We start from the raw sequence: 10,701 nt of genomic DNA on the forward strand, positions 1-10,701 counted from the left end.
GACTTGAAATGGACTGAGCAAGACTTCCCACTGCTATGAGGGCAGCTGGGACTCCCGAAGATCCGGCAGCCAACGCAGTCACGAGGCTCCAAATGACAGTCAGATTTGGGTGCGGGGACGCCAGCTGGATTTCCAGTTCGTGAACCATTTCCAGCATCTGCTCGCAATTGGATAATGTCTCTCGATGCTGCGTTAACAGTCGTCGAAGTTCGTTCAGATGCATAGACAGTTCTTCACTTTCTGAACTGTTCTGACTGATTCCGTTCTGGCTGCTACCTGTGGTAAATACGCCACCGGTTCGGGTGACGTTTGCCCAGACGTTTTCCCCGAAAGAACCGCGCCTACCCGACATCGGTGGACTCTCCTTCTCGTGAGTCGACTAGTACCGCGCTCTCTGATATCGATGGGGCGCTACCCACGGCCAGGGCCGGGGTCATGGTTGCTGGGTCGATCTGGGGGGAAGGATCTCTCCCTGAAGGTTGGGGATCCCCCTGAAGGGCGAGCTGTTCGAGGACTTTCGGGGCCGCAACACCAATAGCGACGAAACCCACGGCTCCTGACACTTGCCCCGTCTGCGCGAATGCGGCGCCTAATCCAGCACCTAGGCCCATGCGGATGCTTATCGAGACAAGGTACTCAGTGAGCGTGAGAGGATCCTTCCCCTTCCAGGGAAATCCCTTCGCTTGACGAATTGCTGTGTGTAAGTCCCATGCCTCGACGAAACCCGCGCCCACCAAGCCCCATAGGCATGCCTGCCAAATCAACATGTGCCCCGTCCCCCTGAACGACTTTCCTTAAAGACCTTCAGGCTGCGCACCGCCAAACCATTGAGACAACTGCGACAGATGTGCAGACCAATGTGACAGGAACTCGGGTTCTGTTCTGTGAGAGCGCAGGCGACCGTCCTAGGTGGCCCTGTGCCGCTGGCTCAGCGCTGCATCGGCCCCTAGGCCGCGGTCACGCGCGACCTCCCCGACTGTTGGGACGCCGTGGACTCCGGGCGGCTCCAGACGCCTCTCGCGCTCGCCGGTCGGTCGCCCGCCGGGCCTGAGGGGCGGCCCGTAAGCCTGAGCTGACTGAGCGGTAGGACGAGCCCCCGATGGGTCGACGGGGAGTGGGCGGCTCAGGCGCGCGTCTCCGCGTATTCACCGTGGCCACCCGCAGAAACCCGGCAGCAGTCGGACAGCGTCGGACCCTTCCCACGCTGGCCTGGGGGCGGTCCGGCGCTTACGCGTCCGCTACCCGCCACCCGCTACGTTGCCCCGACCAGCAAAAAGGCCCTCCCAGAGAGGAGGGCCGAACGCGTACGGACTGTGCGCCCCCGGCAGGACTCGAACCTGCGGCCAAGCGCTTAGAAGGCGCCTGCTCTATCCACTGAGCTACGGGGGCCGGGTGGTGGCCGGTGGCCTGGAGCCCGGGTGGGGCGAGCCGTGACCTTGCCGGGGACAAGGATAGGGCTCCGGGGTCCTTGTCCCTGGTGCTTCGCCTCCGCGGCACTATGTGGAGGTTCGGTGAAGCGGTCCTGATAATCGCAGGCAGGTACGAATCCTGCATCGCTTTTGGCGTCTCGCGCCCCGGGTGTTGTGCACTCGTTATGCCTGCGCCCCAGTCGCCCCTTCCGTCCCTTGTGTCCGATCGGCGCGCAGGGACGTCCATATGCTTCAGAAAGCCGCCAAAATTGGGCATTCTTCGCATGTGGTGACCTTGGACGTACCGCCTCAACTGCTCGACGCACTCTCCGCCCTGCGCGAGCGTGTCGCCGCCGCACGCTTTCCGCTCCCCCTCGCGGGGGCGCCACGCGCGCGTGCCAACCGCGACGAGCTACTCGCGCAGCTCGACGACTACTTGGTGCCCCGGTTGCGGGCCCCCGAAGCGCCGCTGCTCGCGGTGATCGGGGGGTCCACCGGGGCGGGGAAATCGACCCTCCTGAACTCTCTGCTCGGGCGGCAGGTCAGCGCGGCGGGGGTGCTGCGGCCGACCACCCGTACGCCCGTCCTCGTATGCCATCCGGAGGACCATCACTGGTTCGCCGGGATGCGCGTACTGCCCGACCTCACGCGCGTGTGGGTCCCCCGGCCGGAACCCGCCGACGGGGAGGAAGAGGCCGACGATCTCCTCGCGCCGCTCGGGGCGGACGGCGAGCGCGCGCTGCGGATCGAGACCGTGGAGACCCTGCCCAAGGGGCTCGCGCTCCTCGACGCGCCCGACATCGACTCGCTCATCTCCGAGAACCGCATCCTTGCCGCCGAGCTGATCTCCGCGGCCGATGTCTGGGTCATGGTGACGACCGCGTCCCGGTACGCCGACGCCGTGCCCTGGCATCTGCTGCGTACCGCCAAGGAGCATGACGCGACCCTCGTCACCGTCCTCGACCGGGTGCCGCACCAGTTGGTGACCGAGGTCTCGCGGCAGTACGCGGCGCTGCTCACCAAGGCGGGCCTGGGCGACGTGCCGCTGTTCACCGTGCCCGAGCTGCCCGAGTCCGCCGGCGGCGGAGGGCTGCTTCCGGTCACCGCCGTCGCGTCCCTGCGCGCCTGGCTCACCCACCGGTCGCAGGAGCCCAGGGCCCGTGCGCAGGCGATCGCACGGACCGCGCGCGGCGTCATCCAGTCCCTCGACGTACGGCTGCCGGAGCTCGCCGGAGCCGTCGCCGCGCAGTACGCGGCCGCCCTGCGGCTCACCTCCGCCGTCGACGAGGCGTACGAGAGCGAGCACGCGCGCGTGCGGGAGCGGTTGCAGGACGGGGCCGTGCTCGCCGGGGACGCCCTGAAGCGCTGGCGCAGCTATCCCCTGGACTGCGGTGCCGGGGAGTTGCTCGACGCCGTCGGCGAGAGTCTGGAGGCGCTGCTGCTGTGCGCGGTGACCGCCGCCGACGAGCGGATCGACGACGCGTGGCGGCGCGAGCCGGCCGCCGGCGCCCCCGGGCTCATGGACCGCCTCCGCGTCCCCGAGAGCGCGGAGGACCGCATCGGCATGGCGGTGCGGCGCTGGCGGCGCGTCCTTGAGGAGTACGCCGAGGACGAGGTCCGAGGGCTCGACAGGCTGGAGAAGAACCTCGTCCCCGACCCCGAGTCGGTGGCCGCCCTGCTCGCCACCGCGCTGCTCGGCGGCCGCCGCGGCCGTTCGGGGGGCGAGACGCTCGCCGAACGGATCGGCGCCCATGGCGCGCTCCGGCTGCGGGACCGGGGCGGGCGCCTGCTCACCAGCTACCTCGACACCGTCCTCGGCGCGGAACGGGAACGACGCCTCGCCCCCCTCGACGCCCTCGACGTGAACCCCGAACCCCAGGCCGAACTGATCGCCGCGCTGTCCGTACTGCAGAAGGAGAGGTGACCGCGGTGACTGCCGTCACGGATCACACCGAGCACGAGCACGAGCGCGAGCATGAGTGTGAACACGAGCGCGAGCATGAACACGAACACGAGCGCGAGCGTGACGAGCGTTCCGAAGGGGTCGAGGAGACGGGGGCTTCGGGGGACGCTGGCCGCGGCTCCGAAGGCGTGTGGGACGACGGGCTCATCGCCCGCCGCGGCCCCGAACGGGGGGCGGACAGCGCCACCGAGGGGTACGTCCCGACGGACACGGGGACTTCCGGAACCAGCTCGTCCGCCGCTCAGACGTCCGGCACGTCGACCGCGTACGACGGGCCCCTGCGCGACCGGCTCGACGCCCTGCGGGAACTCGTCGGGCTCTCCCGCACCCGCCTCGACAGCGCCACCCTCGCCGAGGCGGGCCGGGTGCTCGACGAGGCGGCCGCCCGGCGCAGGCTCTCCGACCGGCACACCGTCGTCGCCATCGCGGGCGCCACCGGCAGCGGCAAGTCGACGCTGTTCAACGCCCTTGCCGGGGTGACGATCTCGGAGGCCGGGGTGCGCAGGCCGACCACCGCGGCGCCCATCGGCTGCAGCTGGACCGACGGCGCGGCGCCCCTCCTCGACCGGCTCGGCATCCCCGGGCGGCTGCGCAGGCGCCCGCTCCAAGGGCCCGACGCAAAGACGCTGCAGGGGCTCGTCCTGATCGACCTGCCGGACCACGACTCGGCGGTCGCCGAGCACCGCGAGCACGTGGACCGGATCCTCGGGCTCGTCGACGCGGTCATCTGGGTCGTCGACCCGGAGAAGTACGCCGACGCGATGCTGCACGAGCGCTATCTGCGGCCCATGGCGGGCCACGCCGAGGTCACCTTCGTCGTGCTCAACCAGGTGGACCGGCTGCCGGGCGAGGCCGCCGACCTGGTGCTCGACGATCTGCGGCGGCTGCTCGACGAGGACGGCATCGCACTGGGCGAGCACGGCGACCCCGGCGCCACCGTCCTCGCGCTGTCCGCCCTGACCGGCGAGGGGATCGGTGAACTGCGCGAGTCCCTCGGCCAGTTCACCCGGGAGCGCGGGGCCGCCGCCCGGCGGATCGAGGCCGACCTGGACGCCGCGGCCGACCGGCTGTGGCCGGTGTACGCCGCCGGTCCTTCCGGTGGGCGGAGCACGCGGCGCATCGGGCTCAGCGAGGAGGCGCGCGACGAGTTCGCCGACCGGCTCGCGGACGCGGTGGGCGCGGCGGCCGCCGGGCAGGCGGCGGAACGGGCCTGGCGGCGCAACGCGGGCAAGGCGTGCGGCACGCCGTGGCTGCGCCTTTGGCGTTGGTACGAGGCGCAGCGCACGCCGCGGTACGTCGGCTGGCCGGTGCCGGACCCTCCGCCGGACGAGGAGGCCACGGCCCGCCAGCGGGTCGAGAACGCCGTACGTATGGTGGCCGACGAGGCGGCGTCGGGGCTGCCCACGCCCTGGGGGCAGGCCGTGCGGGAGGCGGCCGCGCGCGGGGCGGAGGGGCTGTCGGAGGCGCTGGACGAGCTGACCGCGAAGGCCGGGGTGCCGAGGGGGCGGCCGCCGCGGCCCGGCTGGTGGCCGGTCGCGGTGTTCGCGCAGGCGGCGATGACACTGCTCCAAGTCCTCGGCGGGCTCTGGCTGGTGGCGCAGATCATCGGGGTCGCCTCACCGAACCTGGGGGTGCCGGTGCTGCTGATGCTGGCGGGCATCGTGGGCGGCCCGGGCGTGGAGTGGGCGAGCCGGATGGCGGCGCGGGGACCGGCGCGGCGCTACGGCCTGGACGCGGAACGAAGACTGCGGGAGGCGGCCACCGGGTGCGGGCGCGCGCGGGTGCTCGATCCGGTGGCGGCGGAGCTGCTGCGGTACCTGGAGGTGCGGGAGCAGTACGTGCGGGTGATGGGGGCGGGCGTGGGGTGAACGGAGGGCGGCTGGGCCCTGGTTGGCCCTCGATCGGGTGAGGGAGTTGTCCACAACTGGTGGGTAGACCACAGGGCTCAGCGGGCAGGTCCGGACGCGTGCACTCTGAGATCACAGCCGCGCAGGCGGAGTGGAGTGGACGAGGGAGGGGTTCGGATCATGAACGAGACCTTGGTGACGGTGGTGGGGAATGTCGCGACGACACCCGTGTTCCGGGAGCTGGCCTCCGGGCCGGTGTCACGGTTCCGGCTCGCGGTGACCTCGCGGCACTACGACGCCGTGCAGAAAGTCTGGGCCGACGGGCACACCAACTTCTTCACGGTGTGGGCGAGGCGATCGCTCGGCACGAATGTGCAGGCGTCCCTGACGATCGGTGAACCGGTCGTCGTGCAGGGGAGGTTGAAGGTGCGCGACGAGGAGCGGGGCGGACAGCACTGGACGTCGGCGGACATCGACGCGACGACCGTCGGCCACGATCTCTCGCGCGGCACGGCGGCGTTCCGGCGCGTGCTCAAGGCGAACCCGGCGCTCACGGATCCGGCGTCGGCGCGTGAGGCGGAGCCCGAACCGGTGGGGTGATGGTCCGTCAGTGCCGGGGGTCGAGGTGGGCGACCGATGTGCGGCTTATCGGCGAATGGGTGCCGTTGATTTGTCGATAAGCCCAGCCCAGCAGGGGTGTTGGCGATAACGATTCCGATTCGGATCGGTTATCGAATGGCACTACTGGGGATCGTGGTCTGCCGCGTCTCTAGGATGCCGGACGTAGCTCACGGGGCAGTTGGCAGTGGATGCCACGCAGGTGGCAGGTGATTCTGCCCCTTTCAACCGGCTGGCGGGACCACCCCCCTCGATGCGAACGGGTCCCGTCCGGAGGGGAATTCTGTGTCTTTTGCGCGTTCTGTTTTCTCTGCGGGCTCCGCGTGCACCGAGCCGTCCTCGCGTAGACGGGGCACGTCCCGCGTCGCCGCGCTGACCTTGGCGACCGGGCTCCTTGCGGCGGGCGCGATAGCCGGCGCGGGTGCGGCCGCGGCTGACGAGGTCCCGCAGCACCAGGGGGGCGCCACCGCGACGCTGGGCGGGCTCCAGACGTACGACCAGGCCGTCATCCGTGACGGCGGCACGAGCCAGCAGGTCCCCGCCGGACTCTTCGAGATGTCGGTGGACGGCGGCGGCACCCTGCAGAGCTACTGCATCGACATCCACAACCCGACGCAGAAGGACGCCAAGTACCAGGAGACCCCCTGGAGCGGCACTTCGCTGAACGGCAACAAGGACGCGGGCCGCATCCGCTGGATCCTGCAGAACTCCTACCCGCAGGTCAACGACCTCGCCGCGCTCGCGCGAAAGGCCGGCGCGAGGACGCTCACCGAGCAGTCGGCGGCGGCCGGCACCCAGGTGGCGATCTGGCGCTACTCGGACGGCGCCGACGTGGACGCGGTCGACCCGCAGGCCGAGAAGCTCGCGGACTACCTCTACAAGAGCGCCCGCGCCACGACGGAGCCCAAGGCGTCCCTGACGCTCGACCCGCCCGCGGTCTCCGGGCGCGCGGGGGAGCGGCTCGGTCCGGTCACCGTGCGCACCGACGCGGACGCCGTGTCCGTGACGCCGCCCGCCGACTCCGCGGTCAGCGGCGTCAAGATCGTCGGCAGGAACGGCAAGCCCGTCACGTCCGCGGTCAACGGCAGCCAGCTGTTCTTCGACGTCCCCAAGGACACCCCGGACGGCTCGGCGGCGCTCACCGTCCAGGCGACGACCACGGTGCCGGTCGGCAGGGCCTTCGCCTCCGAGACGAGTAGCCAGACACAGATCCTGGCGGGCTCCAGCGAGTCCACGGTCTCCGCGACGGCGAGCGCGTCCTGGGCCAAGAAGGGCGCGATACCCGCCCTGTCGGCGGAGAAGAACTGCGCCAAGAGCGGCGTGGACATCACGGCGAGCAACAAGGGCGACCAGCCGTTCACCTTCCGCCTCATGGGCTTCAAGCACACCATCGAGGCGGGTACGTCGCGGACGGTGACGATCCCGCTGCAGGAGGACCAGCCCTACGACTTCACGATCAAGGGGCCGAACGGCTTCGAGAAGCGCTTCAAGGGCGTACTCGACTGCCGTACCGAGGGCAGCACGATCGGCAACAAGACCCAGCCCCTGCCCGACCCGAGCCCCGCGTCGGCGGGCGGCGGCACGGGCGGCGACGACCTCGCGGCGACCGGCGGCTCCAGCGCGACGCCGATGATCGCCGGGATAGCGGTGGTCATGGTGGTGCTGGGCGGCGCGGCGATGTTCCTCCTGCGCAAGAAGAAGGCCCCGGCACAGGCGCCGACCGACGAGCAGTAGACGCAGGGCAGTCGGGGCGCGTCGCGAGCATGGCGGCGCGCCCTTTGCGTTGCCTGCTGACAGGGGCAGAGTCCCCCTGTCAGGCGCTGTCAGCAGCTGTCAGCGCGCTGTGGGTGTGGTGTCAGGACCTCCCGGCAGAGTCTTGCTCATCAACAAAGCAAGCACCCGCCGGGAAAGCCCGGCAGGGGCCGCTCACACCAAGGAGTACGCCACCATGTCCGTCACCTTCACCGACCAGGACAAGCTCACCCTCCGCACCGCCGCCTACGGAGCCGTCTCGCTCCTGGCCGCCGCCGACGCGGCCGGCTCGCCCCACAAGATCGCCACGCAGGGCTCCATAGCCCTGGCCTCGGCGACGGGCCCCGTCGGCTACGTCCTCGCCGAGAACTCCAAGGTCGGCGACCTCGGCGGCAAGTCGGTGGCCGAACTCGCCGACACGGTCCTGCCCGCCCTGACGGCCGCCACGACCCTCCTCAAGAAGCAGAACCCGGCAGAGGCCGACAACTTCCGCGCCATCATCACCGTCGCCCTCGAAACGGCCGCCCAGGCCCGCAAGGGCGGCCCCAGCCCCACCATGACCGACATGACCCGCAAGATCACCGCAGCCATCGACGCTGCGTGACGGGAACGGGCGGGCCGGGACTGGACGGGCCGATGACGACAGACGGTGACAGTTCACTTACCGTCGCGTGCCAGGAACGTCCAGGTCACGGCCTCCGCCCAGTACTGGTTTCCTCCGGGAGGTGGCCGTCAGGCAAGATGGGGTGTATCTGCCCACTCACTGATTGCCGGACGGTTTCTCTTGGCTGAGTACATCTACACCATGCGCAAGACGCGCAAGGCGCACGGCGACAAGGTGATCCTCGATGACGTCACCTTGAGCTTCCTTCCTGGCGCGAAGATCGGTGTCGTGGGCCCCAACGGCGCCGGTAAGTCCACGGTGCTGAAGATCATGGCCGGTCTTGAGCAGCCGTCCAACGGTGACGCCTTCCTCTCGCCCGGTTACAGCGTCGGCATCCTCATGCAGGAGCCGCAGCTCGACGAGTCGAAGACCGTTCTTGAGAACGTCCAGGACGGCGCCGCCGAGATCATGGGCAAGCTCAAGCGCTTCAACGAGGTCGCCGAGCTCATGGCCACCGACTACTCCGACGCGCTCATGGAAGAGATGGGCAAGCTTCAGGAGGATCTCGATCACGCCAACGCGTGGGATCTTGATGCCCAGCTCGAGCAGGCCATGGACGCGCTCGGCTGCCCGCCCGGCGACTGGCCCGTCACCAACCTCTCCGGTGGCGAGAAGCGCCGCGTCGCGCTCTGCAAGCTCCTCATCGAGGCGCCCGACCTGCTCCTCCTCGACGAGCCCACCAACCACCTCGACGCCGAGTCGGTGAACTGGCTGGAGCAGCACCTCTCCAAGTACGCCGGCGCCGTCGTAGCGGTCACTCACGACCGGTACTTCCTCGACAACGTCGCCGAGTGGATCCTCGAGCTCGACCGCGGCCGCGCCCACCCCTACGAGGGCAACTACTCCACGTACCTGGAGAAGAAGGCCGCCCGCCTCAAGGTCGAGGGGCAGAAGGACGCCAAGCGTGCGAAGCGCCTGAAGGAAGAGCTCGAGTGGGTGCGGTCGAACGCCAAGGGGCGGCAGGCCAAGTCCAAGGCGCGTCTGGCGCGCTACGAGGAGATGGCCGCCGAGGCGGACAAGATGCGGAAGCTGGACTTTGAGGAGATCCAGATTCCGCCGGGTCCGCGGCTCGGCTCGATCGTCGTCGAGGTCGAGAATCTGTCGAAGGCCTTTGGCGACAAGGTGCTCGTCGATGATTTGAGCTTCTCGCTGCCTCGCAACGGCATCGTCGGCATCATCGGTCCGAACGGTGCGGGCAAGACCACGCTGTTCAAGATGATCCAGGGCCTGGAGACGCCGGACTCCGGCAGCATCAAGGTCGGCGACACGGTCAAGGTCTCGTACGTCGACCAGGGTCGCGCCAACATCGACCCGAAGAAGACGCTCTGGGCCGTCGTGAGCGATGAGCTCGACTACATCAATGTCGGGCAGGTCGAGATGCCCTCGCGGGCGTATGTCAGTGCTTTTGGTTTTAAGGGGCCTGACCAGCAGAAGCCTGCCGGTGTGCTCTCCGGTGGTGAGCGCAACCGTCTCAACCTGGCGCTGACCCTCAAGGAGGGCGGCAACCTGCTCCTCCTCGACGAGCCGACGAACGACCTGGACGTCGAGACTCTGTCGTCGCTTGAGAACGCGCTTCTGGAATTCCCGGGTGCGGCTGTGGTCATTTCCCACGACCGGTGGTTCCTCGACAGGGTCGCCACGCACATCCTCGCCTACGAGGGTGACTCCAAGTGGTACTGGTTCGAGGGCAACTTCGAGTCGTACGAGAAGAACAAGATCGACCGCCTGGGTGCCGACGCCGTGCGTCCGCACCGTGCCACGTACAAGAAGCTCACCCGGGGCTGAGACTGACATGAGTCGGCATATCTACAGTTGCCCCCTCCGGTGGTCGGACATGGATGCCTTCGGGCACGTCAACAACGCTGTCTTCCTGCGGTACTTGGAAGAGGCGCGGATCGACTTCATGTTCCGGCTCGCACCGGGGGACGGCAGCCCGTCGTTCTCGGGCGGGTCCGTCGTGGCCCGTCATGAGATCGACTACGTACGGCCGTTGGTCCACCGGCACTCGCCGGTGACCATCGAGTCGTGGGTGACGAAGATAGGCGCTGCCTCGCTCACCATCGCGTACGAGGTCAAGGACCCCGAGCAGGTGTATGTGCGGGCCTCGACGGTCGTCGTCCCGTTCAACCTGGAGGCGCAGCGGCCCCGGCGGATCACCGCCGAGGAGCGTGCGGTGCTCGAGGAGTACATGGACGACAGCGCCGGTGGTGCGGAGGCGCTCGTCGCATGACGGCGCAGCTGCACTTCGCCGATGCCGGGGAGGCGGCGGACCTCGCCGCCTTTCTGGCGCGGCTGATCCACTACGACAAGGCCGCGGCGGTGCGGCTGCAGGCGGCGGGGGAGACCCTCGCCGTGTTCGGGCGGCCGCCGTCGTGGGGGGGGGGGGGGTCGGAGTGGTGGTGTGGGGAGGAGCACACACTCGAACAGCAAGTCCACCACCTCGCAAGG

Annotated in this window: 7 protein-coding genes, 1 tRNA gene and 1 pseudogene; 8 read left to right on the forward strand and 1 reads right to left on the reverse strand. The window is 69.3% G+C overall.

Translation table 11 applies throughout. From position 1 onward, the window contains the following. Positions 1-1,316 precede the first annotated feature (1,316 nt). Positions 1,317-1,389 (reverse strand) — tRNA-Arg (locus tag ACFWY6_RS15505). 306 nt (positions 1,390-1,695) lie between these two features. Here ACFWY6_RS15505 and ACFWY6_RS15510 point away from each other — a divergent pair. The 8 genes and pseudogenes from ACFWY6_RS15510 to ACFWY6_RS15545 all read left to right on the forward strand — a co-directional run. After that, positions 1,696-3,333 (forward strand): dynamin family protein, encoded by a 1,638-nt coding sequence (locus ACFWY6_RS15510; RefSeq protein ID WP_384689783.1) that lies wholly within the window; start codon positions 1,696-1,698, stop codon positions 3,331-3,333. After that, on the forward strand, positions 3,330-5,240 hold the full coding sequence (locus ACFWY6_RS15515; protein ID WP_384689786.1) for a GTPase: 1,911 nt from the start codon (positions 3,330-3,332) through the stop codon (positions 5,238-5,240). Before ACFWY6_RS15510 ends, ACFWY6_RS15515 begins: the two co-directional genes overlap by 4 nt. Before the next feature lie 159 nt (positions 5,241-5,399). Then, entirely contained in the window at positions 5,400-5,819 is a 420-nt protein-coding gene (locus tag ACFWY6_RS15520) for a single-stranded DNA-binding protein (RefSeq protein WP_266866842.1), read from the forward strand. Positions 5,820-6,215: 396 nt separating this feature from the next. Continuing rightward, on the forward strand, positions 6,216-7,571 hold the full coding sequence (locus ACFWY6_RS15525; RefSeq protein ID WP_384689789.1) for a Cys-Gln thioester bond-forming surface protein: 1,356 nt from the start codon (positions 6,216-6,218) through the stop codon (positions 7,569-7,571). A 214-nt stretch (positions 7,572-7,785) separates the two neighbouring features. Continuing rightward, positions 7,786-8,193: a hypothetical protein gene (locus ACFWY6_RS15530; protein WP_384689792.1), complete on the forward strand. Its 408-nt coding sequence runs from the start codon at positions 7,786-7,788 to the stop codon at positions 8,191-8,193. A gap of 180 nt (positions 8,194-8,373) precedes the next feature. Beyond that, positions 8,374-10,038 carry an energy-dependent translational throttle protein EttA gene (gene ettA / locus ACFWY6_RS15535; RefSeq protein WP_384689795.1) on the forward strand — a complete coding sequence of 555 codons (1,665 nt, stop codon included), beginning with the start codon at positions 8,374-8,376 and terminating at the stop codon, positions 10,036-10,038. Between the two features lie 7 nt (positions 10,039-10,045). Continuing rightward, complete coding sequence (locus ACFWY6_RS15540; RefSeq protein WP_384689798.1) at positions 10,046-10,483, forward strand: acyl-CoA thioesterase; 438 nt, start codon at positions 10,046-10,048, stop codon at positions 10,481-10,483. Beyond that, positions 10,480-10,701 (forward strand): annotated as a pseudogene (locus tag ACFWY6_RS15545) (hypothetical protein); the annotation flags it as partial. The gene ACFWY6_RS15540 and the pseudogene ACFWY6_RS15545, both read left to right, overlap by 4 nt.

It is taken from the genome of Streptomyces sp. NPDC059037, from assembly GCF_042740015.1.
GTDB lineage: Bacteria > Actinomycetota > Actinomycetes > Streptomycetales > Streptomycetaceae > Streptomyces.